We start from the raw sequence: 25814 nt of genomic DNA on the forward strand, positions 1-25814 counted from the left end.
TCGTGCTACGTCCTACGCCCTCCCCGGCCGGTCCAGTATGGCCGCTGATGTACGCAGTGTGTACGCCGAGGGGCGGCTGCCGGGGCCCATGCGGCGCATCGCTTTCAAGATGTGACCTGGCGGCAGCTGCCACCGCAGACCTGCGGGAATGCTGCGCAGCAGGGTACCGGTGAGGCGCAGGCGACGGGTGATGACGGGTGCCGGCGGCGCCGCCCGCCCGTATAGCCGGTGCGCGTAGCCGGGGAGCGAACCGTAGGCCAGTTCCGCGATCGGGCGCCACAGCAGGTTTCGGCCAGGGACGAGGAGGGCAGGAGTGGGCGGGCTCCTCAGGAAGGCGACCACGGCGCGGGCGTCGGGTCCGGCGGCGAGCTCGGGGCGGACCTTCTCGAAGTACGCGGCGAGGGCTGCCGTGTCGGCCGGGACGTACGCCGGGTCGAGGCCGACAAGGCGGGCGCCCACGCGGTTCTCGTCGACGTAGCGGTCGGCCTGGGCGGGGGTGAGGGGGACGCCGGAGCGGCGCAGGATGTGCAGGAAACTGTCGATCTGCGCGCAGTGCACCCAGAGCAGCAGCTCGGGGTCGTCGACGGGGAACCGCTCGCCGGTGGCGGGGTCGGTGGCGGACAGCGCCCGGTGGATCCTTCGGACGCGGGCGCCGGCGCGTTCGGCTGCCTCGGTGGTGCCGTAGGTGAGGGTGCCGACGAAGTCGGCGGTACGGATGAGCCGGCCCCAGGCGTCGGAGCGGAAGTCGCTGTTCTCCACGACCCCGCGGACCGCGCGCGGGTGCAGGGCCTGGAGGTAGAGCGCGCGGACCCCGGCGATCCACATGATGGGGTCGCCGTGGCACTGCCACGTGACGGACGCGGGCCCGTAGAGCCCCGGGTCGGCCTCGGGCGGGGCCGGTGCGCTCCCCCGCTCGGGCGGGGTCGGTGCGGTTCCCCGGGTCGCGGCCATTCCCGTACCTCCCGTACGTCCCGTATCGCCCGTAACTCCCGTACGTCTCCCGTGCCACGCGTGCCGGGGCGGCGCTCGGCCATCCCTCCGCTCCAGCCTACCGAGGCGCGGCGGACCGGAGCAGGGGTACGACGGGTCAGGCGGCCGGTTTGCCGGGCTGGTCGTGCGTCGAGCAGTGGATGCCGCCACCGCCGGAGGCGATGGTGTCGATCTTCACGGGCACGATCTCCCGCTGGGGGAAGTGCTCCTGGAGGATCCCCTTCGCCCGGTCGTCGGCCTTGGCATCCCCGAACCGGGGCATGAAGACGGCCCCGTTGGCCACGTAGAAGTTCGCGTAGGTGGACACGAACGCGTCGCCGCGGCCGGTGATCCGGTCGAGGTCCGGCTGGGGCAGGTCGACGACCTCGAGGCGCTTGCCGCGCGCGTCGGTCGCGTCCTTGAACACCGTCCTCGCCTGGTCGGCGGCGCGCGACCACACGTCGGGCGGGGTACCGGGAAATGCCTGGTCCAGGAGGACGACGCCCGGGGCGGTGAACCGGACGAGGCTGTCGACGTGTGCGTCCGTGATGTCCTGGCCGCGCACGCCGGCGAGCCAGATCACCTTCTTGATGCCGAGGGTGCTCTTGAGCTCGGCCTCGATCCGGTCGCGGCTCTTGCCCGGATTGCGGTTCTCGTTGACCACCGAGCTCTCGGTGACCAGCAGGGTTCCCTGGCCGTCGGTCTCGAAGGAGCCGCCTTCGGCGACCACCGGAGCCTGTACGCGCTCGATTCCGTACTCGGCGAGCAGGACGCGGCCGACCTGGGCGTCGTTGCGGTGCTCCTGCTTGTTGCCCCAGCCGCTGAAGTTGAAGTCGGCTCCGAGCAGCTTGCCCGGCTCCTCCACGAACACCGGCACGGTGTCACGCGCCCAGAGGTCGTCGACCGGGACCGGGATCACCTCGACCTGCGAGCCGCACGCCTTCTGCGCCGCCGCCTGCTGGTCGGGCCTGGCGAGCATCACGACGGGTTCGTACGCGGCGACGGCGCGGGCCACGCGCGCGATGTCCTCCCGCACCGCGGGCAGCTGCTCGTACCAGACCCGCTCCAGTGCGGGCCAGGACATGAACGTCCGGGCGTGGCTCTCCCACTCGGCGCCGAACCTGCGCTTCTCCGCCGAGCCGGGGGCGGGCGAGGTGCCGGCACCGGGATCGGCCGGCTCGGCGGGAGCGCAGGCGGCGGCTCCGGCTCCGAGGGCGAGCGCGCCGCCGATACCGGCGAAGGCGCGCAGGGCGGCACGGCGGGACAGGGAGGAAGGGGACACAGAAGGCTCCTGTGGTGACATGGCCTCACTGTGACACTGACTGGATATTCAGTCAATTCACCGGACCGGGGCGTACGGGGGGCGATGGGTACCCAGGTAGGGTGTCGGCTTGTGGCGGATCGTCGAACAGCAATCATGGAAGGAGCCGCGCGGGTGATCGCCCGTCGCGGCGTGCGCGGCCTGCGCGTGGAGGAACTCGCCGCGGAGGCGGGCGTGTCCACGGCGTTGATCTACTACCACTTCAAGGACCGCGCCGGGATCCTGCGCGCGACCCTGGAGTTCATCAACGACCGCGCGGGACGGTACACCACGGAGCGGGAGCCCGACGCGCCCCCGCTGGACGCCCAGGGCGAGCTGGAGGAGACCCTCCTCCTCGAGTTCCAGGACAGCCCCGAGGTACGGGAGAACAGCACGGCCTGGGGAGAGCTCCGGGCGAGCGCGGTCTTCGACCCCGACCTGCGCGAGGACCTGGCCCGTGCCACGCTCGTATGGGTGCAGGAAGTGGGCGAGCTGCTGGGCCGCGTCCGGCCCATGGCGGGCGCCGCGGCGCTCGCCGGAGCCGCCGAGCGGCTGACGGCCCTCGTGGAGGGCCTGAGCTCGCGCTGGCTCAGCGGCAGCCTGCCGCTGGCCCACGCGCGCGAGCTGATGACCACGGCTATCGCGGCCGAGCTCCGGCACCTGGCACGGCCTGACCGGTAGCGGTACCCGGGCTCCCCCTCCAGCTCGCCCACCCCGCCGCCGGGGCCGGCCGCCCGTCCGACCTCTGCGACGGGCGGCTCTCTCGCACCCTCCACCTTGACTGAATTTTCAGTCAGTGTCAGAGTCGAGTCACGGCGCCTCCCCGCGCACGAGATCTGGAGAGACCCATGAGTGCATCCGACGGCGAAAGCCGCTCCCTCCTCAGCCGCCTGTTCGGCTCCGCCGAACCCTCCCGCAGGCGCGTCCTCGGTGCCGCCGGCCTCGGAGCGGCGGGTGTGGCACTGGGTGCGACGGCAGCGGCCCCTCAGCGGGCGAGTGCAGCGGCGCCGGGCCGGTGGGTGGACCGGGACGACGTACCGCATGCCCGCACATGGATGTCCTGGCCGTCCCGCACGTCCATCTGGGGCGGACGGCGCCTCGCCGGGGTGCAGGAGGACATCGCCCTGATCGCCCGGACGATAGCCCGCTACGAACCGGTGGTCCTCTGCGCACCGGACTCCTACACGGCCGCCGGAGCCCGGTCCCTGTGCGGCCCGGGGGTCACCGTCATCACCTCGATCCCCACGGACGACCTTTGGATGCGGGACACCGCACCGGTCTTCCGCCGTGACGGCCGCGGGGGGCTCGACGCCCTCGGCCTCAACTTCAACGGGTGGGGCGGCAAGCAGACCCACTCCTACGACGCCGATGTCGCGGAGCTCGTCGCGGACGACGTCCACCTGCCCTTCCGCCGGGCGGACTTCGTCGGCGAGGGCGGGGCGATCGAGACCGACGGCGACGGCACCGTGATGGCCACGGAGAGCAGCCTGGTCAACAAGAACCGCAATCGGGGCATGAGCAAGGCGGAGATCGAGGACGCCGTCCTCCACGCGTACGGCGCGGACAAGATGATCTGGGTCCCCGGCATCAAGGGCAAGGACATCACGGACAACCACATCGACGTGACCTCGCGCTTCGTGCGCCCGGGTGTGGTGATGGTGCAGGTCCCGCCCGCGGACCGCGACGACGTCTGGGCACGGGACGCCCGCGAGCAGTTCTCGATCCTCTCGCGCGCCACGGACGCGCGGGGGCGACGGCTGAAGGTGATCCGGGTGGAGGGCCCCGACACCGTCCGGTCGAAGGACTCCCAGTTCGTCGACTCCTACCTCAACTTCCACGTGGTCAACGGCGCGGTCGTCACCGCCCGGTTCGGGGACGCGGCGAAGGACGCCGCCGCCCTGCGCGCCCTGGAGGAGGCCTTCCCCGGGCGGGCGGTCGTCCAGATCGACGTCGACCGCCTGATGGCGGGCGGCGGCGGCATCCACTGCTCCACGATGCACGAACCCCTTCCGTAGCGCGTCCGAACACGGAACACCCAACACCGAGTACCGAGTACCGAGAACAGTCCGCCGTACCCCCTTCCAGACGAGGCAGTATGCGACTGACACCGACCGAGCGGGACCGACTGCTGATCTTCACGGCAGCGGAACTGGCTCGCGCGCGGCGCCGCCGGGGCGTCAAGCTCAACGTCCCCGAAGCGACCGCGCTGATCGCGGACACCGTGTGCGAGGCGGCCCGCGACGGCCGCCGCCTCGCCGAGGCGATCGAGGCCGGCCGCAGCGTCCTCGACGCCGACGACGTGCTGCCCGGCGTACCCGACGTGGTCACCACCCTGCAGGTCGAGGCGGTGTTCGAGGACGGGACGCGGCTCTGCGTCATCGACGACCCCTTCGGGCAGCGCGGTGCACTCGGACCCGACGCCCCCGGCGCCGTCCTGCCCGGTGACGGCGAGGGCTACCACCGCGCCGAACCGACGCTGCGGCTGCCCGTGCACAACACCGCGACCGTGCCCATCAGCGTCTCCTCGCACTTCCACTTCTTCGAGGCGAACCCCCGACTCGCGTTCGACCGCGCGGCGGCGTACGGCACGAGGCTCGCCGTCCCGGCCGGCTCAACGGTCCGTTTCGATCCCGGATCCACCGTCCTGGTGGAGCTCCTGCCGATCGGCGGGGCACGCGTCGCCATCGGTTTCGCCGGGCTCGTCGACGGCCCCCTGGACGCCCCGGGCGCACGGGAGGCCGCGCTGGCCAAGGCCCGCGCGACGGGTTACCTCACCGCATACCAGGAGCAGGATCAGGAGCAGGCATGAGTGGCAGCATCTTCGACGCCGCGGGCTGTCACGGCCGCCCCGGCGCAGCCCCGGCGGACGGTACGGACCCGTACGCCTACACGGCGGTCCACGGCCCGCGGGCCGGAGACCGGGTGCGGCTCGGCGACTCGGGCCTCATCGTGCGGGTCGAGTCGGACTCGCAGCAGCCCGGTGACGAGTTCCTGGCCGGCTTCGGCAAGACCGCCCGCGACGGCCTGCACCTGAAGGCGGCGGCCGTCCGCGAGACCTGCGATCTGGTCATCAGCAACGTGCTGGTCATCGACGCCGTCCTCGGCATCCGCAAGACCAGCATCGGCATCCGCGAGGGCCGGATCGCCTCCATCGGGCGGGCGGGGAACGCCGACACCCTGGACGGGGTGGAGGTGGTGGTCGGCACCGGGACGACCATCGTCTCCGGCGAAGGGATGATCGCCACCGCCGGCGCCGTCGACACGCACGTCCACCTGCTCTCGCCCCGGATCATGGAGGCTTCGCTGGCCTCCGGCGTCACCACGATCATCGGCCAGGAGTTCGGCCCGGTCTGGGCGGTCGGCGTCAACTCCCCCTGGGCCCTGCGCCACGCGTTCAACGCCTTCGACGCCTGGCCCGTCAACATCGGCTTCCTCGCCCGCGGTTCGTCCTCGGACGCCGCCCCGCTCGTCGAGGCGCTGGCCGAGGGCGGCGCGTCCGGATTCAAGGTCCACGAGGACATGGGCGCCCACACCCGCGCCCTGGACACCGCGCTGCGGGTGGCCGAGGAGCACGACGTCCAGGTCGCCCTGCACACCGACGGCCTGAACGAGTGCCTCTCCGTCGAGGACACCCTGCGCGTCCTGGACGGCCGCACCATCCACGCCTTCCACATCGAGGGATGCGGCGGCGGACACGTCCCCAACGTACTGAAGATGGCCGGCGTGCCGAACGTCATCGGCTCCTCCACCAACCCCACCCTCCCGTTCGGCCGGGACGCCCTGGCCGAGCACTTCGGCATGATCGTCTCGGCGCACGACCTCAAGGTCGACCTGCCCGGGGACGCCGCGATGGCCCGCGACCGCATCCGGGCCGGGACGATGGGCGCCGAGGACGTCCTGCACGACCTCGGGGTCATCGGCATCACCTCCTCGGACGCCCAGGGCATGGGGCGGGCCGGTGAGACGGTACGCCGTACGTTCGCCATGGCCGGGAAGATGAAGGCCGAGCTCGGCCCCCTGGACGGCGAGGGCTCCTACGGCACGGCGGCAGGCGGCGACGACAACGAGCGCGTCCTGCGCTACATGGCCAAGCTGACCATCAACCCCGCCATCGCCCACGGCTTCGCGCACGAGGTCGGCTCGATCGAGGTCGGCAAGCTCGCGGACATCGTCCTGTGGTGGCCGCAGTACTTCGGCGCCAAGCCCCAGCTCGTCCTCAAGGCCGGCTTCCCCGCGTACGGGGTCACCGGCGACCCGAACGCCTCCACCGACCGGTGCGAACCCCTGGTCCTGGGACCGCAGTTCGGCTCGTACGGAGCCACTGCCGCCGACATCTCCGTCGCCTTCGTCGCCGGGGCCGCAGTGGCGAACGGAGATCAGATGCCGACGCGCCGGCGTCGCGTGGCGGTCCGCGGGACCCGCGGGATCGGACCGCGGAGCATGCTCCGCAACGCCCGTACCGGCACGGTCGATGTGCACCCCGGCACGGGCCTGGTGTCGCTCGACGGTGAGCCCCTCGTCTCGGCACCCGCCGACTCGGTCTCGCTCGGCCGTCTGTACTTCCTCTAGGGGTGTCCTGGCGGCTTCCTCTAGCGGGTGTCCTGCCGCGTCAGCTCCACGTCGATCGCGTCCGCGAGGAGCCGGCGCGCATGTTCCAGCGGCAGGGAGCCGCTGAGCCAGCGGACGCTGAGGCCTTCGAGGAGTGCCGTCAGGCGTTCTGCCGCGGCCGCGTGTGCCGGAGCCGTACCCATGGGCCGGGCGTGGGCGAGCAGGTCGGCGATCTCGTGCACCCAGGTGTGCGTGGCCCTGGCCACGTCCTCGCGCAGGCCGGCGTCGAAGACGGCGCTGGCCCTCAGCTCTCCCCACGCGGTGCTGTTCTCCCGTACCTCCGGTGTGTCCTGGAGCTCGAGGAGCAGTACCTGGGCCAGCTCGGTCCGCGGGTCTGCGGGATCCAGTCCGGGATCGCGCTCGGCGGTGTAGCGGTCGGCGCGGTCGCTGATGAACTCCAGGGTCCGGCGCAGGATCCCGGCGCGATCGGTGAAGTGGTAGTAGATCAGCGAGGTGGACACCCCCGCCTCGGCGGCGAGCTCTCCCACGCGCAGTCCGCGCACCCCGCGGCGCGCGATCACTCGCGTGGCGGCCCTGAGTATTTCCGTTCGACGGTCTGACACGAGGGGTCACTCTACCCGCCGCGCCGGTCACCTGGGGCTATTTCCTGACCAGAGCGTCAGGCACGCTTCCCGCGCGTCGCCGCCACTGTCTTCCCTGGTCAGAGGTAGATCACAGCAGAACCGCCGATCAGCATGACCGTGCGCGCACCCCTCACAGCACGCACTGCTGGCTGATTCGGCAACTCATTGGCCAGAACCATTGACTGAATTTTCAGTACGGAGGAGGATGCGGGGCACGCAGCCCCACCTCCCTTTCCTCCATGCTGACTGAATATTCACACAGGAGTGATCATGACGGATTTCCGGATGCCGGCCGAGTGGACCGAGCACGAGGGCTGCCTGATGGCCTGGCCCACGCGGCAGGAGCTGTGGGGCGAGGTCTTCGACGAGGTGAAGACGGAGTACGCACAGGTCGCGAGCGCGATCGCGCAGTTCGAGCCGGTGACCATGGTGGCGCTGCCCGGAAGCGGAGCCGAGGCCCGCGAGCGGTGCGGGGAGGGCGTCACCGTGGTGGAACTGCCGCTGGACGACTCCTGGTTCCGGGACTCCGGCCCGATCTTCGTGCTCGGGCCCGACGGACAACGCGCGGGCGTGGACTTCCGCTTCAACGCCTGGGGCGGCAAGCACCACCCGTACGACACCGACGACAAGATCGCGGCCGCCCTGCTGGAGCACCTCGGCGTGCAGCGCATCGCCTCCCGGATGATCCTCGAGGGCGGCGCGATCACCGTCGACGGCGAGGGCACGCTGATCACCACGGAGCAGTGCCTCCTGCACCCCAACCGCAACCCGGGGATGAGCAAGGAGGAGATCGAGGCGGAGCTGATGGCCCGCCTCGGCGTCACCAAGGTGATCTGGCTGCCGTACGGCGGTCTGCTGGACACCGAGACGGACGGGCACGTGGACGGGGTCTGCGCGTTCGTCGCCCCCGGCAAGGTGGTCGTACAGCTGCCGAGCGACCCGGAGCACCCCGACCACGAGCGGATGCGCGTGAACCGCGCCGTCCTGGAGGAGGCCACCGACGCCGCCGGGCGCCGCCTGGAGATCATCGACCTCCCGCAGAGCGCCTTCGTCGAGGTGGCCGGCCGGGAGACCGAGGTCGGCTACCTGAACTTCTACGTCGCCAACGGCGGGGTCGTCGTCCCGGTTGCGGGCGTTGCCGAGGACGAGGGGGCGCTCGCCGTCATCGCCGCCGCGCTGCCCGGCCGCAAGGTCGTCGGCGTCCGCTCCCGCGTGATCGCGTACGGCGGTGGCGGCGTCCACTGCATCACCCAGCAGGTCCCGTCCGCGGTGCCCGTCACCACCTCCCGTTGAGCATGGAAGAGAGAGCCCCGATGCCGAGATCCCTTCCCTGGTCCGGAACCCGCAGGTCCGCGCCCCGGCGGGCTGCTCACCGGCCGTCCGCGATCCGGCGGTACGCGCTGCCGGCCGCCGCTCTGGCCGCGGCCTCCCTGGTCGCCGCCTGTTCCGGCCCGCCCAAGGACGGGCCCGCCCCCGGGAGCGCCGCGTTCAAGCTGTCGGCGGGTACCCCTGCCGCCACCGGTGAACTGGACTCCTTCACCTGGGCGCTGTACGCGGAACCGCCCACCCTGGACTACATCTCCGCCTTCGACTACCCGCAGAACACGATCGTCTCCAATGTCTGCGAGAGCCTGATGCGGTGGACCCCGCAGCTCACCGTGGCTCCGGGCCTGGCGGAGAAGGCCACCAACCCCGACCCCACGACCTGGGTCTACGACCTCCGCCCGGGTGTGCACTTCCACGACGGAGGCGTGCTGAGCGCCGACGACGTGGTGTTCAGCCTCGGCCGGCAGTCGGACCCCGACGGCGGATCGGCCTGGAACAGCAACTTCGCCAACGTCGAATCGATCACCAAGACCGGCCCGCTCCAGGTCACGGTCAAGCTGAAGCAGCCCGACTCGCAGTTCCCGCAGTACATGGCCACCGCCGCCGGCGTCGTGGCCTCGAAGGCCGGTGTGGAGAAGGCGGGCCAGGACTACGGCACCTCGGGCAGCCTGGACTGCACCGGCCCGTTCAGGCTGGGAACCTGGAACAAGGGCCAGTCGATCGAGCTCCAGCGCTTCGACGGCTACTGGGGCGCCAAGGCGAAGTCGGCGAAGGTGGTGTTCAGCTTCCTCACCGACCCCTCCGCCCGCACCAACGCCCTGCTCAACGGCGAGGCCGACGGCGGATACCTGATCCCCACCGAGAGCTACGAACGGCTGGGCAAGAGCGGGGCGGGCACGCTCTACTTCGGCGAGGGACTCAGCACGGTCAACGTCAACGTCACCAGCATGAAGGGAGCGCTCGGCGACGTACGGGTGCGCCGGGCGCTGTCCTTGGCGCTGGACCGCCGCGGATTCGTCAAGGCGGGCCTGGGCGGCGCAGGCACCGCCACCAACTCCCTCACCACCAGGGCCGTCTGGGCAACGGCCCCCGAAGACGTCCGCAAAGCCGCCTTCGACGGGCTGCCGTCGCCCGAGCAGAACATCGAGGAGGCCAAGGCGCTCATCAAGGAGGCGGGCGCCACCGGCAAGACGGTCACCATCGCCACCAGTGCGATCGGCCAGGACGTATCGCTGCTGGCCACCGCGGTCCAGGCCGCCGGCAGCAGGATCGGGCTGGACGTCCAGCTCAAGACCATCGCCCCGAACGCCTTCACCGCGCTGTTCACCGACCCCCAGGCCCGCGAAGGGCTGGACATGTTCCCCGAGACGTACTACGACTCCATCACCGACCCGATGGACCTGCTGAGCAACTTCCAGACCGGGGCCTTCCAGAACTACGCCGGCTACAGCGACCCGGCCTACGACGACCTCGTCACCAAGGCCCGGGCGGAGTACGACCCGGCCCGGCGGATGGCGGCGGCCGCCCAGCTCCAGAAGAAGGCCGCCGAAGAGGTCCTGTGGATCCCCGTGGCCGAGTGGCCCACGGCCGTCTTCCTGGGCAAGCGCATCACCGGCGCACCCACCACCATCTCGTACCTGTACTACCCGTGGGCAGCCGACGTCGGGGCGGCCGGGCGATGAGTTTCCTGAGATTCGCCGCACGGCGGCTGGCCGAGATGGCGGCCACCCTGCTCGGAGCCTCGTTCGTCATCTTCGGCGCGATGTACCTGGCGCCCGGCAATCCGGCGAGCTTCCTGCTCGCCGGGCGGTCGGCCTCCCCCGAGGCACTGCGGGCGATCAACGCGCAGTACCACCTGGACGAGCCGTTCGCGGTGCAGTACCTGCGCTGGCTCGGCCAGGTGCTGCACGGCGACTTCGGGCGCTCGATCACGTACCGCACCGACGTGTCCCGGCTGCTGGCGGACCGCCTGCCCAGCACCCTGCTGCTGATCTCGATGGCGCTCGTGCTGGTCGCCACCGCCGGTCTGCTGCTGGGCTGGATCGGCGCGGTCCGCGGCGGCGGCGCCGACTCGGCGATCCTCGTCACGACCACCTTCGCCATCGGCACCCCGTCGTTCGTGGCCGCGGTCCTGCTGCAGGGGCTGTTCGCGGTGAAACTGCACTGGTTCCCCACCGGGGGCACCGGCGAGGGCCTCGGCTCGATGCTGTGGCATCTGACGCTGCCCGCCGTCGCGTTGGCGCTCTACCTGATCGGGATGCTCGCCCGCGTCACCCGGGCCTCGATGCTCGAAGTCCTCGGGCAGGAACACGTCACCGTCGCCCGCAGCCGCGGGGTCGCCGGGCACCTGGTGATCCGGCGGCACGTGTTCCGTAACGCGCTGGGCACCGTGCTCACCACCGGCGGGCTGATCGTCTCCACCCTGCTGGTCACCACCGTCCTGGTGGAATCGGCGTTCAGCGTCGGCGGCATCGGCCAGCTGCTCGAACTGTCCACCACCACCAAGGACTTCCCCACCGTGCAGGCCATCTCCCTGATCATGGTCGCGCTGTTCATGACGGTGAACCTCGTCGTCGACCTGCTCCATCCGCTGGTCGATCCCCGGGTCGCCCTCGGCCAAAGGAAGCAGGCCGCATGACCGCCACCCTGCTGCGCCGGCCCGGCCTCGCCCGGATCCGGACCTCCCGCGCACCCCTGTCCGCGCTCTGCCTGGGCTTCGTCGCCCTGGTCGTCCTCGTCGCCCTGCTCGCCCCCTGGATCGCCCCGTACGACCCGAACGCCGTCGACCTGGGCAACGCCCTGGCCGGGCCGTCCGCCGAGCACCTCCTCGGGGTCGACGCCTCCGGGCGCGACACGCTCTCCCGCCTGGTGCTGGGCGCCCGGACCTCCCTGCTCGGCCCGCTCGGCGTGGTCGTCTTCTCCACCCTGGCCGGCGTCGCCATCGGCACCGCCGCCGCCTGGCGGGGCGGCTGGCTGGACTCCGTACTGTCCCGCAGCACCGAGCTCGTCTTCGCCTTCCCCGGCATGCTGCTGGCCATCCTGATCGTCTCGGTCCACGGCGAAGGGCTGCTCGCGCCGGTCATCGCCCTGGCCATCGCGTACCTCCCTTACGTCAGCCGGCTCACCCGCTCCCTCGTCCTCGCCGAACGGACACGCCCGTACGTGGAGGCGTACCGCGTGCAGGGCCACTCCGGGCTGCAGATCTGCCTGCGCCACGTCGTCCCCGGGGTCGCCCCCGTCGTCCTCGCCCAGTCCACGGTCAACTTCGGCTACGCCCTCATCGACCTGGCCGGCCTTTCCTTCCTCGGCCTGGGCGTACCCGCCCTGACGCCCGACTGGGGCCGCATGGTCTTCGACGGCAAGACCGCCATCCAGTCCGGCTACCCGCTCTCGGCGATCGTGCCGTGCGCGGCCATCGTCCTGACCGTGGTCGCCTTCAACGTCGTCGGTGAACGCCGGGCCGACAAGGTCGCCGGGAGGGACCGTTGAACACCCTCGACATCCAGGCGCTGCGGTTGCAGCTGCCCCATACCGCCAGGCCCGTCCTCGACGGCGTCGACCTCACGATCGCCGCGCGGGAGACCGTGGCCCTCGTCGGCGAATCCGGCTCGGGCAAGACGCTCACCTCCCGCAGCGTGCTCGGCCTGCTGCCGGCGGGCGCCGCCGCGCAGGGGTCGGTGCGCGTCGCCGGCGACGACGTCCTGACGATGACCACCGGGCAGTTGCGGGTCCTGCGTACGAGCACGGCGGCCATGATCTTCCAGGATCCGCGGGCCGCCATCAACCCGATGCGCCGCGTCGGCGACTTCCTCACCGAGAGCCTGCGCCTGAACGCCCGTATGGGCAAGGACGCCGCCGAAGCGCGGGCGGTGCAGATGCTGGAGGCCGTCGGCCTCACGGGCGCGGCGCTGCGGAAGTACCCGGGGCAGCTCTCCGGCGGCATGCTGCAACGGGCCATGATCGCGGCCGCGCTCATGGGCGACCCCGCGCTGCTCCTCGCCGACGAACCGACCACAGCCCTGGACGTCACGACGCAGGCGGAGGTGCTGGCGCTCCTCGGTGAACTGCGCGAGCGCTTCGGCACCGGCCTGCTCTTCGTCACCCACGACCTCGGACTCGCCGCCGCCATCAGCGACCGCGTGTACGTGATGTACGCGGGCCGGATCGTCGAAACGGGCCCCGCCGAGGAGTTGTTCGCCCGGCCGCGCCATCCGTACACGGTCGCGCTCCTCGACTCGGCCCCGCGCCTGGACGCGCCGCGGGGCCGGCTCGCCGCCATCGGGGGCCGGCCGCCGAGCCTGCGCGAGGAGTTGGCGGGATGCCCGTTCGCCGCGCGCTGTTCGTACGCAACCGACCTGTGCGCACGGCAGGCACCAGCCCTGCAGCCGCTCGCGCAGACCCCGGGGCCGGCCGCCCACCTCGCCTCGTGCCACCACAGCGACCGGGTCGGGGCAGTGGGCCGGCCGCAGTCCCAGTCCCCCGCCTGAAAGGAATGCCACCCATGAGCAAGACCGTCCTGGAGGCCGTCGGCTTGAACCGGTCGTACGGACACGTCCGGGCAGTGGACGACGTCTCGTTCCGGCTGGCCGAGGGCGGGTCACTCGGCATCGTCGGCGAATCGGGCTCGGGCAAGACGACCACCGCGCGCATGGTCGTGGGCCTCGAGCACGCGGACGCCGGCCGGATCCTGGTCCACGGCCGGGACCGGGGCGATCGCGTGCGCGGGAAGGCGCAGCGCCTCGCACGGGCACGGGAGGTGCAGATGGTCTTCCAGGACCCGTTCCTGTCCCTCGATCCGCGCACCACCGTGGGCGCAGCGCTGCGGGAGAGCCTTGCTCTGCACTTCCCCGATGCCGATCACGGCCGGCGCATCGCCGAACTGCTCGACCAGGTGGGACTGGGGGCCCGGGAGGCGGACGCCCTGCCCCGGCAGCTGTCGGGCGGGCAGCGCCAGCGCGTGGCGATCGCCCGCGCGCTGGCGGTGGAGCCGGCCGTCCTCGTGCTCGACGAGGCGGTGGCCGCGCTGGACGTGTCCGTACAGGCGCAGATCCTGAACCTGCTCGCCGATATCCGCGAACAGACGGGCATCGGCTACCTGTTCATCACGCACGACCTCGGTGTGGTGCGGTGCGTCACCGACGACGTCCTCGTGATGCGGCACGGCCGGATCGTCGAAGCGGGTGTGACCGCGCAGGTCCTTGCCGAACCCCGGCATCCCTACACCCGGCTGCTGCTGGAGTCCGTGCCCCGGCCGGGGTGGGACCCGCGGGGCATCGCGGCGGCCCGCCGCGCCCTCTGAGGAGGCCGCTCAGGGGCGTACGGCCGCCGTGGCGAGGCCGGCGACGAGGACGCGTACGGTCACCTCGGGATCGACGCGGGAGTCCAGGGACTGGAGGGCCGCGAGCCCGTCTGCGGCGGCCGCGAGCGCCGTGCCCGGCGGAACGGGGTCGAAGGCGCCTTCGTGCTCGTCCGCGAGCACCTGGAACAGCCGGACGAAGCAATCCCGCCAGCGCCGGTACTCCGCGTCCACCGCGTCCCGGACCCGGTCGTCGTTCAACGCGAACCAGTGGAGGGCGGAGTGCAGGCGTGAGAGGTCCGGCCCCTCGGGCTGTGCCAGCAGTCCGATCACGCGCTCGGCACGCTCGGAGAAGGACCCGGGGTGGTCGACGGCGGCTTCCATGGGACCGATCCATTCGGGCCCTATGTCCCGGGCGACGGCCACGATCAGGTCGGTCCGGTCCCGGAAGTGGTAGTGGCACATCCCGTGTGAGATCCCGCAGAGTGCGGCGACGTTGCGGGTGCTGAAGCGGGCGAAGCCCTCGCCGGCCAGCAGCGTGCGGGCGGCGGCGATCAGCCGGGCGCGGGTCTGTTCACCCTTCGCCGAGGTGCGGGCGGTGCGGGCCGGAGGGGACGGCCGTCCGTCCGCGGCTTCTGCTGCCAGGTCTGCTGCCACGGCGCCACTCTAACGACCCGGTGTCCGTAGCACCGGCGAAAGGGATCGCGAGTTCTCAACTCCCTTTCAATTCAGGGATGTTGATGCCTCCAGATTATTGACCGAGCGCTCGGTCAGTAATACGTTCCGGGCCAGTCGGTGGAGCGATCCACCCCTGGCTGATCGGAGAACAGTGATGAACGATCACGCTGCACCCAAGGACCCGGCCGGCAGAGCGCCGCGCCGGACCCTGGACAGGCGAGGCTTCCTGACCGCGGCAGGCCTCACGGCCGTCGGCGCGGCACTGGCGGCGGCGGGCGGCGAGGCCTTCGCGGCCGCCCGGCCCCCGGCAGGGACGGCAGCCGCGGCCGGCGGCTTCACCGTCCCGCTCGACACCGTCCGGCACACCCGTACGTGGATGGCGTGGCCCGACAGCTCGGCGATCTGGGGCCGCAAACTGGCGGGCGTCCAGGCCGACATCGCGCTCATCGCGAGGATCATCGCCAAGTACGAGCCGGTCGTCATGTGCGCCAACTCCGCAAGCGTCCCGAAGGCGAGGAGCGCCTGCGGACCGGCCGTCACGGTGATCGGCTCGATCCCGGTCGACGACTGCTGGATGCGCGACAGCGGCCCGGTGTTCCGTACCAACGGCGCGGGCGGCCTCGACACGGTCGGCCTGAACTTCAACGGCTGGGGCAACCAGCAGACCCACGCCAAGGACTCCCTGGTCGCCGGGCGGATCGCGGCCCACGTCGGCGTTCCGTTCACCACCGCCGGCTTCGTCGGCGAGGGCGGCGCGGTGGAGACGGACGGCGCCGGCACCCTCATGGCCACCCGCAGCAGCATCATCAACCCCGACCGCAACCCCGCCCTGACGCAGTCACAGATCGAGGCCGCGATGTGCAGTGCCTTCGGGGCCTCCAAGGTGATCTGGTTCAAGGGCGTCCTCGGCCGGGACATCACCGACGACCACGTCGACGCGACGTCCCGTTTCCTCGAGCCAGGCCGGGGACTGGTCCAGATGCCGCCGGCGAGCGACACCGACCCCTGGTCGAACGACGCGCGCCAGCAGTACCAGATCCTCTCCACCTCCACCGGCGCCCAGGGCAACCCCATCTCGGTCACCAAGCTCCAGGGCCCCGACTACAACCTGATCCGTTCCACGAACCCCGACTTCGTCGCCGCGTACGCCAACTACTACGTGTGCAACGGCGCGGTCATAGCGCCCCAGTTCGGCGACACCCGCGCCGACGCCGGAGCCAAGTCCACCCTCCAGCGCCTCTTCCCGGGCCGCACGGTCGAACAGCTCAACATCGACAACCTGGGCGCGGGCGGCGGCGGGATCCACTGCGTCACCCAGCAGCAGCCCGCCCCGTGACGACGAACGCACGCTGCGGTCGGGCCTGACCACGCCGACGGCGCCGAGGGCCGCGCACCGATTCGGTGCGCGGCCTGCCCGTCCGGTCGGCGGTGAAGCCCGCGAGGCGGAGAGACCCGCGCCGTCCCCCGCGGCTGACCCTGCAGCACCTCGTCCCGCGACTACATCGCGCCGGTGGCGGGCGACGCCGGGTCCCGTCAGTCCTGGACGATTGTCCAGGGACGCATCAGGTCGTCGTCTTCGTGTTCGAGAAGGTGGCAGTGGTGGACGTATGTCGCAGGGAATTCGGTTCCACTGTCCGGAATCGACGCGATCGTTTCCGTCGGCGGGCTGAATTCCCGGCAGATGATTCTGGTCACCGTCTCCGGATAGGATTTGACCGTGTCCTTGTCGGACAGCGCTTCGTCCGGGTCCGGCGGAATCGCCGGACCGGTGAAGTACTTCTCCAACACCGGCCTGTCCTCCGGTTTGCGGCCACCGTCGATCCACTTTTCGTAATCCGCCTGGTAGGCGGCTGCGTCGATCGGCTGCCTGTTCAACACCTGGAAGTTGACGAGGTGGACGTGCATCGGGTGGGCGTCGTGGTTGGGATTGATGTACTCCCAGATCTCGGTCGAGCCCGCCTTGATGAAGTCCTCGGACGGCTCCATGAAGGGCACCGCGTTGAACGTCATGGTGCTGAAGAGCTTGTGCTGGTATACGACCCATTGCCGTCGGCGGGTGTCCGGTTTCGCCGTGATGGGTTCGGCCGTCGGCAGTCTGAGTTCCTTGGGCGGAGTGGTCCTGTCCGGGCCTCCGGACAGTCGTTTGGTGACCCGGAATTGCATGATTTCCGAGATTTGCGGCCCTTGGCCCGGCATGCCGGGGTAGTGGACCGGCGCGTGGTAGTTCGTCATCGTGATGTTCGTGCCCATGGGCATCTGGCTGAAGTCGACGATCAGGTCGTACCGCTCGGCCGGCCCGATCAGGAAGTTCAGCATCTGCAACGGAGCACGGAAGCCGCCGTCGGTGCCGATGAGCCAGAACGGCAGGTTGGGCTGGAGCAGTACGTCGCTGGGAACGTCGAACCTCAGCCGCCAGAAGCGTTCGTTCGAAGCGTTGAGAATGCGCAGCCGGTAGCGTCGCGGCTCGACGGCCAGGAAAGGGTAGGCCTTTCCGTTGACGACCGGGGTGTCCTCGCCTTCCTGCAGCGTCATGGTGTAGGCGAGCGAGCCGTCCGGGTAGAAGGTCCGGTCCTGCAGGATCAGGGGGACCTCGAATTCGCCTTGCGGCAGCCCGAGCCGCTCGTCGTCCGGGTCGCGAATGACGTAGAGACCGGCCAGGCCCGCATAGACGTTGAGGCTGGTCATCCCCATGCCGTGATCGTGGTACCAGAGCAGGGACGAACGTTCGTGGTTGGTGTAGGCGCAGATCGCCTCGTTGGGTTTGACCCGGCTCGGGTCAAGGGTGGTGTAGGACTCGGCATGGATGCCGTCCGGGCTGAACGAATGCAGCGGCATGCCGTCGGACTGCGGCGCCGTGAAACCGCCGTGCTGGTGTACGACGTTCCACACGTTGACGTTCGGGGGAAAAGGCTGCATGGGCTCATAGGGCGGCGGCGGGATCGGGGTGAGCTGGGGGTCCCCGGTGCGAATTCCGTCGATCACGGATTGGAACAGGTGGATGGTCGGCAGGTGGTTGCGGTACTTGACGACTGTCGGGTGGTCCTTGTTGACGCTGATGGTCGGCCCGAGATAGCCCATGCCGATCGCCTTGCGGGGGCTGTGCGGGTTCTTGGCCCAGTAACCCCACACGGTTGCCGGCCCGAGATCCCGGTGGAAGCGCCAGGAGCCCTGCCGCATCGTGTACTCGTAGTAGTCGGCGCCCGGGTAGACGGACGGATCCGGGATGGCCGTCATCGGCGTGGGCAGCGCGTCGACGTACTTCGTCAGCGGAGGGGTCTTCGGCACCGCGGTGTCCGCTGACCGTGACCCGTGTCCGTCCGATGCATGCGCCGGCGTTCCCAGAACACCCCGCGGAAGCATGGCCGCACCCCCCATGGCACCGGCCATGAGGAAATTCCTTCGCCCAACCATCCGTCTCCACCCTTCCCTCGACTCGCGTAACGCTCAAGGGATACAAGGCGGGTTCGGAACGCTGCCGCAGCACGCCGGTTCGGTCCCGGGAAAGCCACTCATTGAGCCGAAATCAGCAGCAATTCCGCAGGCGCCGGAACTGGAGTCCAATTATTCGGAATTGGCACCTGATTATTATCGCCGACTGCACCGCCTCTCAGCGGCGGACGCGGGGCATTCCCAGGCCGATCCAGGAGATGATCTCGCGCTGGATCTCGTTGTTGCCGCCGCCGAAGGTGAAGATCACGGCGCTGCGGTAGCCGCGTTCGAGCTCGCCGTGCAGGACCGCGCCCGCGGAGCCGTCCTTGAGGGAGCCGGCCGCGCCGACCACCTCCATCAGCCAGGCGTACGCGTCCCTGCGGGCCTCGGAGCCGTACACCTTGACGGCGGAGGCGTCCTGCGGGGTCAGTGTGCCGTCCTGGACGGCGTTGACCATCTGCCAGTTGAGCAGTTTCATCGCGTCGAGCCGGGCGTGGGTGCGGGCCAGGCGGCCGCGGACCCAGGAGAGGTCGATGACCCGGCGGCCGTCCGCGAGTTTGGTCCCGGCGGCCCAGCGCTGTACGTCGTGCAGGGCCCGGATGGCCATGGTGCCGTGGGCGGCCAGCGTGACGCGCTCGTGGTTGAGCTGGTTGGTGATCAGGCGCCAGCCCTTGTTCTCCTGCCCGACGCGGCGGCTCGCGGGGACCCGGATGTTCTCGTAGTAGCTGGCGGTGGTGTCGTGCGAGGCGAGGGTGTTGATCAGGGTGCAGGAGTAGCCGGGGTCGGAGGTCGGCACGAGGAGCATGGTGATGCCCTTGTGTGCGGGGGCGTCCGGGTCGGTCCGGACGGCGAGCCAGACCCAGTCGGCCGTGTCGCCGTTGGTGGTCCAGATCTTCTGCCCGTTGACCACGTACGTGCCGGTCTCCTCGTCGCCCTCGCGGACGGCCTTGCACTTGAGCGCCGCGAGGTCGGTGCCGGCGTCCGGCTCGCTGTAGCCGATGGCGAAGTCGATCTCACCGGCCAGGATCTTCGGCAGGAAGTACGCCTTCTGCTCGTCGGTGCCGAACTGCATGATGGTCGGCCCGACGGTGTTGAGCGCCATCAGCGGCAGCGGCACGACGGCCTGCGCGGCCTCGTCGAAGAAGATGAACTGGTCCATCGGGGACATCCCGCGGCCGCCGTACTCCTTGGGCCAGCCGACCCCGAGCCAGCCGTCGGCGCCGAGCCGGCGGATGGTCTCCCGGTAGAAACGCTTCTGCGCGGCGGGGTCCTCGTAGCGGCCGTAGACGTCCTCCGGCACCAGCTCGGCGAAGTAGGTGCGCAGCTCGGTGCGCAACTGCTGCTGCTCAGGCGTGTATTCGAGGTGCACGGCCCCTCCGGGTGTCTCGCGGTCCAGCCGGTCGCTGTGGTGGCGGCGCACAGAGTAGAACGTGTTCCAAGAAGGGGGAAGGACTCGCGGGCCGCCGATTCCGCCGACCACCCGCAGGGCGCGGACCCGTACCCGACAATGGACGCGCGCGGTACGGGAGTTCAAGGAGCCGGGGAGACGCATGGACGAGGCCTGGGAGCAGGAATTCGCCGGCCGGGACCGGATGCCGGAGCGCCGGGACCGGACGCCCGCCGACCCCGTACGCGCGGACCGGCTGCCCGCCGCCCGGTCGGCGGACTCCGGGGGCTTGACCCAGATCCACGAGCCGGGAGCGCTGCCCGTCGACCCCGGGGTCCCCGACCGCGAGGGGTGCTGGGAGCTGCTGCCGGGCGACGTGCGCGCCAAGACGCTCGAGAAGGCGGGCCGGTCCCTGGTGTGGTGGGCCCGGGTCTACGACGACGGCGCCCCGTTCGCGGTGGTGTTCGGAGACCGGGGGCTGTGCCGGGTCCGGCCGGTGTACCGCAACGGCCGCACGGAGGAGCACCGGGGCGAGCGGGTCCGGGTGGAGCCCGGGTCGCTGCGGAGCCGCTCCTTCGACGGGCGGCCTGCGCAGGCGGCCGGCGGCGCGGCCGCGCCCGGCCGGCCCGGCGCACCGGTCGAGCGGCTGGTCCTGGACCCGCCGGACGCGCAGGGGGTGCTCGGGCACTTCCCCCTCGACGTGCAGGACTTCCTGCAGCGCCCCTTCCTGGCCGGCCGGCGGACCGTCACGGCCGAGTGGTACTACGAGGAGACCGTCGAGCCCACGCACACCGGCCTGTTCGTCCTCCTGTGCCTGTCCACCGACCGGCACGTCACCGCGATCGAGGCGCGCCGCACCCTGGACCGGGGCGCGACACCGGACCGGGCCCGGTGGCACTCCCTCACGTGCCACCAGGCCCGGCTCACCCCCCGCTGACCCTCGCGGGCCCGATCAGGGCCCGATCAGGGCCGATCAGGGAAGGAACACCACCGAGCGCAGCTTGAGGCGCGCCGAGCCGTAGCCGGTGAACGGGCGCAGGTCGAAGTGGTCGCCCGTGCAGTCGGCCCCGGTGAAAACCCGCGCGTGGGCGTCGGTCCGGTTGCGCGGGGAGAAGGCCGGCTCGGAGGAGTTCGGGTCGGCGACCTCCGGGATGACGATGCACGTGTAGTCCTCCGGGCCGGAGAACCGCTCCTGCCGCGGCTGCCCGTCCAGGCCGGCGTACGAGTACTCGAACTCGCCCGTGGCGGCACTGGCCGAGCCGGGGACGGCGACGAGGAGGGTGAGGGCGCTGGCTGCGGCGACCACGGCGGTACGGAGGCGCATGGGGGGCTTCCCTTTCGGATGGGGTGCGGAAGACGTCGCCGAACGCGACGGTGATCACGCTAGGGGGCTCCGAGCATGATCAAACGGTTCTTCCGTGCCACCGGAAAGGATGGTTTCCCGCCCTATTGTCCAGGGCATTCACCTCCCTTCACCCACCTCGCGGTCAGTTCAGCGCCGTGATCATCGCCGCGGCCGTCGCCGCCATCGCCGTACGGGCCGCCGTCAGGTACGGGCGCGGGTCCGCCGGGGTCAGGTGGGTGCGGATGGCCTCGGTCATGGCCAGGTTCAGCGCGGTACCGATGTTGACCTTGCGGATGCCGCCCGCGACCGCCGCCGCGAGCTCCGCGTCCGGCAGGCCCGAGGAGCCGTGCAGCACCAGCGGCACGTCCACCGTCTTCGCCAGGCGGGCGAGCAGCACGTGGTCCAGCGCGGCGGTGCGGCTGGTCATCGCGTGGCTGCTGCCGACCGCCACGGCCAGCGCATCGACACCGGAGTCGGCCACGAACCGCCGGGCCTCGTCCGGGTCGGTACGGGCACCGGGTGCGTGCGGGTCGAGCGGGGCGGCGCCGTTCTTCCCGCCCACCTCCCCCAGCTCGGCCTCGACCCACAGCCCGTTGGCGTGCGCCCAGTCGGCCGCGGAGCGGGTGGCCTCCAGGTTCTCCGCGTACGGGAGCTGCGCGGCGTCGTACATCACCGAGCTGAACCCGGCATCCACGGCCTGCCGGAGCAGGTCGGCGCTCTTGACGTGGTCCAGGTGCAGGCCGACCGGGATCCCTGCGGCCTCCGCGCATGCGGCGGCGGCGCGCGAGATGGGCAGCAGCCGGCCGTCGCGGAACTTCACGGCGTTCTCGCTCAGCTGCAGGATGACCGGCAGGCCCGCCCGTTCCGCCCCGGCGACGACGGCCTCGGCGTGCTCCAGGGTGATGATGTTGAACGCGGCGACGGCGCGGCCGGCGGCCGCCGCCTCGAGGACGAGCGTCCCGGCGGAGACGAGGCTCATCGGACCGCCTCCTCGCCGGCGGTGAGGATCACCGAGCGGGTCAGGTTCCGCGGCTGGTCCGGATCCAGGTCCTGGTGGGCCGCGACGGCGATCGCCAGCCGGTGGACGCGTACCAGCTCGGCGAGCGGGTCGAGCCGCCCTGCCACCCACTGGCCGCCGGTGGCCCGCACCTGCTCGTCGAGCCCGTCGGGCGCCTCGCCCATCGACCAGGTGAGGGTGCCGGGCCCGGTCACGCTGATCGGCCCGTGCCGGTACTCCATCGCCGGATACGACTCGGACCAGGACAGGGACGCCTCGCGCATCTTCAGCGCGGCCTCGTGGGCGAGGCCCACACTCCAGCCGCGGCCGAGGAAGGTGAACTGCCCGCGGCTCGCGGCCTGTTCGGGCAGCGGTTCGGTGAGGGCGGTGCGCGCGTCGGCGACGACCGCGGCGCTGTGCCGGCCGACGTGGGCGCGCAGCAGGGTCAGCGCGGTCGTGGCGAATCGGGTCTGCACGACGGACTGCTCGTCGGCGAAGTCGAGGACGACGAGCTCGTCGGCGAGGGTCATCACCGGCGTCGCCGGGTCCCCGATGACGGCGGTCGTACGCACACCGGCGTCCCGTAGCCCGGCCAGCAGGTGCAGCACCTCCGTGGTGGTGCCGGACCGGGTGAGCGCGACGACCCGGTCGTAGCGGCGGTGCAGGGGGAACTCCGAGGCGGGGAAGGCGTCGGTCTCCCCCTGGCCCACCTCCTCGCGCAGGGCGGCGGCCGCCTGGGCCATGTAGTACGAGGTCCCGCACCCGACGATCGCGGTACGCTCCCCCGGCTGCGGCAGCAACGCCCGTTGGGACGGAGCCAGTTCGGCGGCCCGCTCCCAGCACTCGGGCTGCGTGCCCAACTCGTACGCGACGTGGCTCATGGCGGCTCCCTGGCGTGGTGGGTGCAGTTTCCTGCAAGGTAGCGGCCCATTTCACGCAACTTCAAGCACCTTGGGGGTTGATCTCCTGAGTTAATGTCGACGTGTAGGCCGATGGAGCACACCCGAGGGGGTCGATCGCCGTGGGTTCCATGACCCGCAAGGAGCGCTGGCAGACGCTGCTGGATCTGCTGGTGGAGCGGGGTGAGCTGGAGGTCGAGCCGGCGGCGGAGACCCTCGGCGTGTCCGCCGCGACCATCCGCCGCGATCTAGACCAGCTGGCCGAGCAGCAGCTGCTGGTCCGCACGCGCGGCGGGGCGGTGGTCCACGGCGTCTCGTACGAACTTCCCCTGCGCTACCGGACGTCCCGCCGCGCCGCGGAGAAGCAGCGCATCAGCGAGGCGGTGGCGGAGCTGATCACGCCGGGCGAGGTGATCGGCCTGACCGGCGGCACGACGACCACGGAAGTGGCCCGCGCCCTGGCCGGCCGCCCGGACCTGGCGTCGGGCTCGCCGGCGCTGACGGTGGTGACCAACGCGCTCAACATCGCGGGCGAGCTCGTCATCAGGCCGCAGTTCAAGATCGTCCTGACGGGCGGGGTCGCCCGCCCGCAGTCGTACGAGCTGACCGGCCCGCTGGCCCAGCAGGTCCTGGGCCAGCTCACGATGGACACGGCGGTCGTCGGCGTGGACGCCTTCGACCCGACCGACGGCGCGGCGACCCGCCATGAGGACGAGGCCGCGATGAACCGCCTGCTGTGCGAACGGGCCCGCCGGGTGGTCATCGCGGCGGACTCCAGCAAACTCGCGGTCCGCGCCTTCGCCCGCATCTGCCCGACGCAGTCGGTGGACGTCCTGGTCACGGACACGGGCCTGTCGGATGCAGTGACGGCGGAGTTCGAAGCGTCGGGCGTGGAGGTACGGAGGGTCTAGGGGCGGGGCGGCCGGGGGCGGGAGCGGGGCGGCTGGGGGCGGGGGCGGGGCGGCCGGGGGCGGGGGCGGGGCGGCCGGGGTACACGGATGCGGCGGGGGCGTGGGCGGCGGGGGCGTGGGCGGCGGGGCCCACGGACTCAGGCCGGCCTGTCCGACGGGGTGGGGCGGGTGGCGGCCTGTCGACTCGGCGCCGGAAGGGGCCACCGGGACATCGGGGGCAGAGTCGCCGCACTCCGCGTCGGAAGCATCGACCGGGAGGTCAAGGGCCCGGGGTCATGCACTCGGCGCCGGAAGTGCAGGTGGGAAGCACGGGGTCGGGATCGGCGTGCGCGGTGTCGGAGACACCGGGCGGGAGGTCAGGGGCGGGGACTGTGTGCTCGGTGTCGGAGACACCGGGCGGAACGTCACGGACGGAGACCGTGTACTCCGCACCGGAGAGGCCAGTCGGGACGTGCGCGCCGGGCCCATGCACTCGGCAACGCAGGGGTTGGTCGGGAGGCCAGGGGGCGGGGTCTGTCGACTCGGCGTCGGGAGGGGTCCGGGGGCGTCCCGTCAGTCCACTGTCCTTCCGTGTCGTGCCGGTCCCTCAAGGGCGCTCCCTGCGGTCGCGTCGCTTCGCGATGTCGCTGCGCTCCACCCTTGACCGACCGGCCCGCCCCGGAATGCCATAAGACTGCCGGGAAGCCCCCGAAGGATGGCCGGGGGGTTCATGTTCCGATGAGGGCCCATCAGAGATCCTGACCGGCAGCCCCTGTCCATCCGCACCCAGCCCACCAGGAGCATCGAGAGGGGTCGGTGGAGGGTGCGCGGGAGGGCCATGCCTCCCTCAAGGGCCCATAGGCACCCTTTCCGGGCCCATGCAGGGTCAACCTGCACCAGACAGCGATGAGATGACGCTGCGGTGCCGGTTGGGCCGTGGACGCCCCAAATCGCTACGCGCTCCTCTCTGCTTGGCGTCCTCGCCCCGCCTCTGGCTGGACATAGGCCGCCCACGACCGGCACAGGGACGGCCCGGCATGCGACAGCGGGTTGTCTGCCCCTTTTATTCGCCAGTCGAGAGCCAAGAGACACCTTGTCGGAGTGAGAGGTGGAGAAAACCGGCATCAGACTCCCTCTCACCCGCCTTTCGCCCCAAATGGCGTGCAGACGCCCGGAAACCCGCCCACGGGAGGCGTCCGGCGGCCTATGTCCAGCCATAGGCGGGGCGAGGACGCCGAGAGATGAGAAGCGCGTAGCGATCTGACGCGATACGGGCCAACCGGCACCGCAGGGTCATCTCATCGCTGTCTGGTGCAGGTTGACCCCACCTGGGTCCGGAAAGGGTGCCTATGGGCCCTTCAGGGAGCCGTTCCCCTCCCCGCGCGCCCGTCGCCGACCTCTCTCGATGCTCCTGGTGGGCTGGGTGCGGATGGACAGGGGCCCCTGCCCGGCATCTGTGATCGGGGCTGATCGGAACCCTGAACCCCCCGGCCATCCTCCGGGGGCTTCCCGGCAGTCTGTTGGCATTCCGGGGCGGGCCGGTCGGTCAAGGGTGGAGCGCAGCGACATCGCGAAGCGACGCGACCGCAGGGAGCGCCCTTGAGGGACCGGCACGACACGGAAGGACAGTGGACTGCCGGGAAGCCCCCGGACCCCTCCCGACCCCGCGTCCACAGACCCCGCCAAAGCCCGCCCCTGCTCGGCTAGTCGACCTCGAGTGCGTGGGTCCTGCCAGCGCCTGCCCCGCCCGGCTGACCACCCCGTGTGTGTCGGTCCCACCGACGCCTCGCCCCCGCCCCGCTAGTCGGCTCCCAGTGTGCGGGTCCCGCCGACGCCCGCCCCCGCCCAGCTGATCCACTCCGAGCGCGCGAGTCCCCCAACGCCCGCCCCCGCCCCGCTAGCCGGCACCGAGCACGCGGGTCCCCCCGACGCCCGTCCCCGCCCAGCTGATCCACTCCGAGCGCGCGAGTCCCCCAACGCCCGCCCCCGCCCGGCTAGTCGGCACCGAGCATGCGGGTCCCGCCGACGCCCGCCCCCGCCCAGCTGATCCACTCCGAGCGCGCGAGTCCCCCAACGCCCGCCCCCGCCCCGCTAGCCGGCACCGAG

22 protein-coding genes are annotated in these 25814 nt (G+C 71.4%); 13 read left to right on the top strand and 9 right to left on the bottom strand.

The features are described 5' to 3' along the window. Positions 1-12 precede the first annotated feature (12 nt). Complete coding sequence (locus ACZ5WG_RS05545; RefSeq protein WP_468720865.1) at positions 13-951, bottom strand: oxygenase MpaB family protein; 939 nt, start codon at positions 949-951, stop codon at positions 13-15. A 136-nt stretch (positions 952-1087) separates the two neighbouring features. Continuing rightward, positions 1088-2251: an agmatine deiminase family protein gene (locus tag ACZ5WG_RS05550; RefSeq protein ID WP_468720866.1), complete on the bottom strand. Its 1164-nt coding sequence runs from the start codon at positions 2249-2251 to the stop codon at positions 1088-1090. 135 nt (positions 2252-2386) lie between these two features. Between ACZ5WG_RS05550 and ACZ5WG_RS05555 the strand changes: the two genes are divergently transcribed. The 4 genes from ACZ5WG_RS05555 (at position 2387) to ACZ5WG_RS05570 (ending at position 6838) form a co-directional block, all read left to right on the top strand. Then, positions 2387-2950 (top strand): TetR/AcrR family transcriptional regulator, encoded by a 564-nt coding sequence (locus tag ACZ5WG_RS05555; RefSeq protein WP_468720868.1) that lies wholly within the window; start codon positions 2387-2389, stop codon positions 2948-2950. Positions 2951-3117: 167 nt separating this feature from the next. Beyond that, the gene (locus tag ACZ5WG_RS05560; RefSeq protein ID WP_468720870.1) at positions 3118-4284 is read left to right on the top strand and encodes an agmatine deiminase family protein; all 1167 of its coding nucleotides are present in this window, start codon (positions 3118-3120) and stop codon (positions 4282-4284) included. Positions 4285-4364: 80 nt separating this feature from the next. Further along, positions 4365-5078 carry an urease subunit gamma gene (gene ureA, locus ACZ5WG_RS05565; RefSeq protein ID WP_468720872.1) on the top strand — a complete coding sequence of 238 codons (714 nt, stop codon included), beginning with the start codon at positions 4365-4367 and terminating at the stop codon, positions 5076-5078. Beyond that, positions 5075-6838 carry an urease subunit alpha gene (locus tag ACZ5WG_RS05570; RefSeq protein ID WP_468720874.1) on the top strand — a complete coding sequence of 588 codons (1764 nt, stop codon included), beginning with the start codon at positions 5075-5077 and terminating at the stop codon, positions 6836-6838. Before ureA ends, ACZ5WG_RS05570 begins: the two co-directional genes overlap by 4 nt. A gap of 20 nt (positions 6839-6858) precedes the next feature. Here ACZ5WG_RS05570 and ACZ5WG_RS05575 read toward each other — a convergent pair whose 3' ends face one another. Continuing rightward, complete coding sequence (locus ACZ5WG_RS05575) at positions 6859-7440, bottom strand: TetR/AcrR family transcriptional regulator (RefSeq protein WP_468720876.1); 582 nt, start codon at positions 7438-7440, stop codon at positions 6859-6861. A 291-nt stretch (positions 7441-7731) separates the two neighbouring features. Here ACZ5WG_RS05575 and ACZ5WG_RS05580 point away from each other — a divergent pair, with 291 nt between their 5' ends. From ACZ5WG_RS05580 to ACZ5WG_RS05605, 6 genes are read left to right on the top strand one after another with little or no spacing between them, the layout of a single operon-like run. Then, positions 7732-8754: an agmatine deiminase family protein gene (locus tag ACZ5WG_RS05580; RefSeq protein WP_468720877.1), complete on the top strand. Its 1023-nt coding sequence runs from the start codon at positions 7732-7734 to the stop codon at positions 8752-8754. A gap of 20 nt (positions 8755-8774) precedes the next feature. Further along, entirely contained in the window at positions 8775-10469 is a 1695-nt protein-coding gene (locus ACZ5WG_RS05585; protein ID WP_468720878.1) for an ABC transporter substrate-binding protein, read from the top strand. Next, positions 10466-11425: an ABC transporter permease gene (locus tag ACZ5WG_RS05590; RefSeq protein WP_468720879.1), complete on the top strand. Its 960-nt coding sequence runs from the start codon at positions 10466-10468 to the stop codon at positions 11423-11425. Before ACZ5WG_RS05585 ends, ACZ5WG_RS05590 begins: the two co-directional genes overlap by 4 nt. Then, complete coding sequence (locus tag ACZ5WG_RS05595; RefSeq protein ID WP_468720880.1) at positions 11422-12276, top strand: ABC transporter permease; 855 nt, start codon at positions 11422-11424, stop codon at positions 12274-12276. Before ACZ5WG_RS05590 ends, ACZ5WG_RS05595 begins: the two co-directional genes overlap by 4 nt. Beyond that, on the top strand, positions 12273-13274 hold the full coding sequence (locus ACZ5WG_RS05600; protein WP_468720881.1) for an ABC transporter ATP-binding protein: 1002 nt from the start codon (positions 12273-12275) through the stop codon (positions 13272-13274). The genes ACZ5WG_RS05595 and ACZ5WG_RS05600 overlap by 4 nt, the downstream gene beginning before the upstream one ends. A 14-nt stretch (positions 13275-13288) precedes the next feature. Then, positions 13289-14086: an ABC transporter ATP-binding protein gene (locus tag ACZ5WG_RS05605; protein WP_468720883.1), complete on the top strand. Its 798-nt coding sequence runs from the start codon at positions 13289-13291 to the stop codon at positions 14084-14086. Between the two features lie 9 nt (positions 14087-14095). On the opposite strand, the gene ACZ5WG_RS05610 is transcribed toward ACZ5WG_RS05605, so the two are convergent. Then, positions 14096-14740: a TetR/AcrR family transcriptional regulator gene (locus tag ACZ5WG_RS05610; RefSeq protein WP_468720884.1), complete on the bottom strand. Its 645-nt coding sequence runs from the start codon at positions 14738-14740 to the stop codon at positions 14096-14098. A gap of 175 nt (positions 14741-14915) precedes the next feature. Here ACZ5WG_RS05610 and ACZ5WG_RS05615 point away from each other — a divergent pair, with 175 nt between their 5' ends. Next, positions 14916-16097: an agmatine deiminase family protein gene (locus ACZ5WG_RS05615; protein ID WP_468720886.1), complete on the top strand. Its 1182-nt coding sequence runs from the start codon at positions 14916-14918 to the stop codon at positions 16095-16097. 197 nt (positions 16098-16294) lie between these two features. Here ACZ5WG_RS05615 and ACZ5WG_RS05620 read toward each other — a convergent pair whose 3' ends face one another. After that, positions 16295-18148, bottom strand: a complete 1854-nt coding sequence (locus ACZ5WG_RS05620; protein WP_468720887.1) for a multicopper oxidase family protein — start codon at positions 18146-18148, stop codon at positions 16295-16297. A gap of 220 nt (positions 18149-18368) precedes the next feature. Further along, positions 18369-19559, bottom strand: a complete 1191-nt coding sequence (locus tag ACZ5WG_RS05625) for an acyl-CoA dehydrogenase family protein (protein WP_468721446.1) — start codon at positions 19557-19559, stop codon at positions 18369-18371. Positions 19560-19740: 181 nt separating this feature from the next. Between ACZ5WG_RS05625 and ACZ5WG_RS05630 the strand changes: the two genes are divergently transcribed. After that, complete coding sequence (locus ACZ5WG_RS05630; RefSeq protein ID WP_468720888.1) at positions 19741-20514, top strand: hypothetical protein; 774 nt, start codon at positions 19741-19743, stop codon at positions 20512-20514. Between the two features lie 36 nt (positions 20515-20550). Here ACZ5WG_RS05630 and ACZ5WG_RS05635 read toward each other — a convergent pair whose 3' ends face one another. The 3 genes from ACZ5WG_RS05635 to ACZ5WG_RS05645 form a co-directional block, all read right to left on the bottom strand. Beyond that, on the bottom strand, positions 20551-20901 hold the full coding sequence (locus ACZ5WG_RS05635) for a hypothetical protein (RefSeq protein ID WP_468720890.1): 351 nt from the start codon (positions 20899-20901) through the stop codon (positions 20551-20553). A 163-nt stretch (positions 20902-21064) separates the two neighbouring features. After that, positions 21065-21901, bottom strand: coding sequence for a class II fructose-bisphosphate aldolase (locus tag ACZ5WG_RS05640; RefSeq protein ID WP_468720891.1), 837 nt, complete (start codon positions 21899-21901; stop codon positions 21065-21067). Then, positions 21898-22800 (bottom strand): SIS domain-containing protein, encoded by a 903-nt coding sequence (locus ACZ5WG_RS05645; protein ID WP_468720892.1) that lies wholly within the window; start codon positions 22798-22800, stop codon positions 21898-21900. Before ACZ5WG_RS05645 ends, ACZ5WG_RS05640 begins: the two co-directional genes overlap by 4 nt. A 149-nt stretch (positions 22801-22949) precedes the next feature. On the opposite strand from ACZ5WG_RS05645, the gene ACZ5WG_RS05650 reads away from it, so the two are divergent. Beyond that, positions 22950-23729: a DeoR/GlpR family DNA-binding transcription regulator gene (locus ACZ5WG_RS05650; RefSeq protein ID WP_468721448.1), complete on the top strand. Its 780-nt coding sequence runs from the start codon at positions 22950-22952 to the stop codon at positions 23727-23729. Positions 23730-25814 lie beyond the last annotated feature (2085 nt).

The sequence above is a fragment of the Streptomyces sp. NPDC032745 genome, from assembly GCF_055579465.1.

What these genes read in the sequence shown, in the direction of transcription:
- ACZ5WG_RS05545 (WP_468720865.1), bottom strand. Translation starts at nt 951, where the DNA reads ATGGCCGCGACCCGGGGAACCGCACCGACCCCGCCCGAGCGGGGGAGC.
- ACZ5WG_RS05555 (WP_468720868.1), top strand. Translation starts at nt 2,387, where the DNA reads ATGGAAGGAGCCGCGCGGGTGATCGCCCGTCGCGGCGTGCGCGGCCTG.
- ACZ5WG_RS05560 (WP_468720870.1), top strand. Translation starts at nt 3,118, where the DNA reads ATGAGTGCATCCGACGGCGAAAGCCGCTCCCTCCTCAGCCGCCTGTTC.
- ureA (WP_468720872.1), top strand. Translation starts at nt 4,365, where the DNA reads ATGCGACTGACACCGACCGAGCGGGACCGACTGCTGATCTTCACGGCA.
- ACZ5WG_RS05570 (WP_468720874.1), top strand. Translation starts at nt 5,075, where the DNA reads ATGAGTGGCAGCATCTTCGACGCCGCGGGCTGTCACGGCCGCCCCGGC.
- ACZ5WG_RS05580 (WP_468720877.1), top strand. Translation starts at nt 7,732, where the DNA reads ATGACGGATTTCCGGATGCCGGCCGAGTGGACCGAGCACGAGGGCTGC.
- ACZ5WG_RS05585 (WP_468720878.1), top strand. Translation starts at nt 8,775, where the DNA reads ATGCCGAGATCCCTTCCCTGGTCCGGAACCCGCAGGTCCGCGCCCCGG.
- ACZ5WG_RS05590 (WP_468720879.1), top strand. Translation starts at nt 10,466, where the DNA reads ATGAGTTTCCTGAGATTCGCCGCACGGCGGCTGGCCGAGATGGCGGCC.
- ACZ5WG_RS05595 (WP_468720880.1), top strand. Translation starts at nt 11,422, where the DNA reads ATGACCGCCACCCTGCTGCGCCGGCCCGGCCTCGCCCGGATCCGGACC.
- ACZ5WG_RS05605 (WP_468720883.1), top strand. Translation starts at nt 13,289, where the DNA reads ATGAGCAAGACCGTCCTGGAGGCCGTCGGCTTGAACCGGTCGTACGGA.
- ACZ5WG_RS05615 (WP_468720886.1), top strand. Translation starts at nt 14,916, where the DNA reads ATGAACGATCACGCTGCACCCAAGGACCCGGCCGGCAGAGCGCCGCGC.
- ACZ5WG_RS05620 (WP_468720887.1), bottom strand. Translation starts at nt 18,148, where the DNA reads ATGGCCGGTGCCATGGGGGGTGCGGCCATGCTTCCGCGGGGTGTTCTG.
- ACZ5WG_RS05630 (WP_468720888.1), top strand. Translation starts at nt 19,741, where the DNA reads ATGGACGAGGCCTGGGAGCAGGAATTCGCCGGCCGGGACCGGATGCCG.
- ACZ5WG_RS05635 (WP_468720890.1), bottom strand. Translation starts at nt 20,901, where the DNA reads ATGCGCCTCCGTACCGCCGTGGTCGCCGCAGCCAGCGCCCTCACCCTC.
- ACZ5WG_RS05640 (WP_468720891.1), bottom strand. Translation starts at nt 21,901, where the DNA reads ATGAGCCTCGTCTCCGCCGGGACGCTCGTCCTCGAGGCGGCGGCCGCC.
- ACZ5WG_RS05645 (WP_468720892.1), bottom strand. Translation starts at nt 22,800, where the DNA reads ATGAGCCACGTCGCGTACGAGTTGGGCACGCAGCCCGAGTGCTGGGAG.
- ACZ5WG_RS05650 (WP_468721448.1), top strand. Translation starts at nt 22,950, where the DNA reads ATGACCCGCAAGGAGCGCTGGCAGACGCTGCTGGATCTGCTGGTGGAG.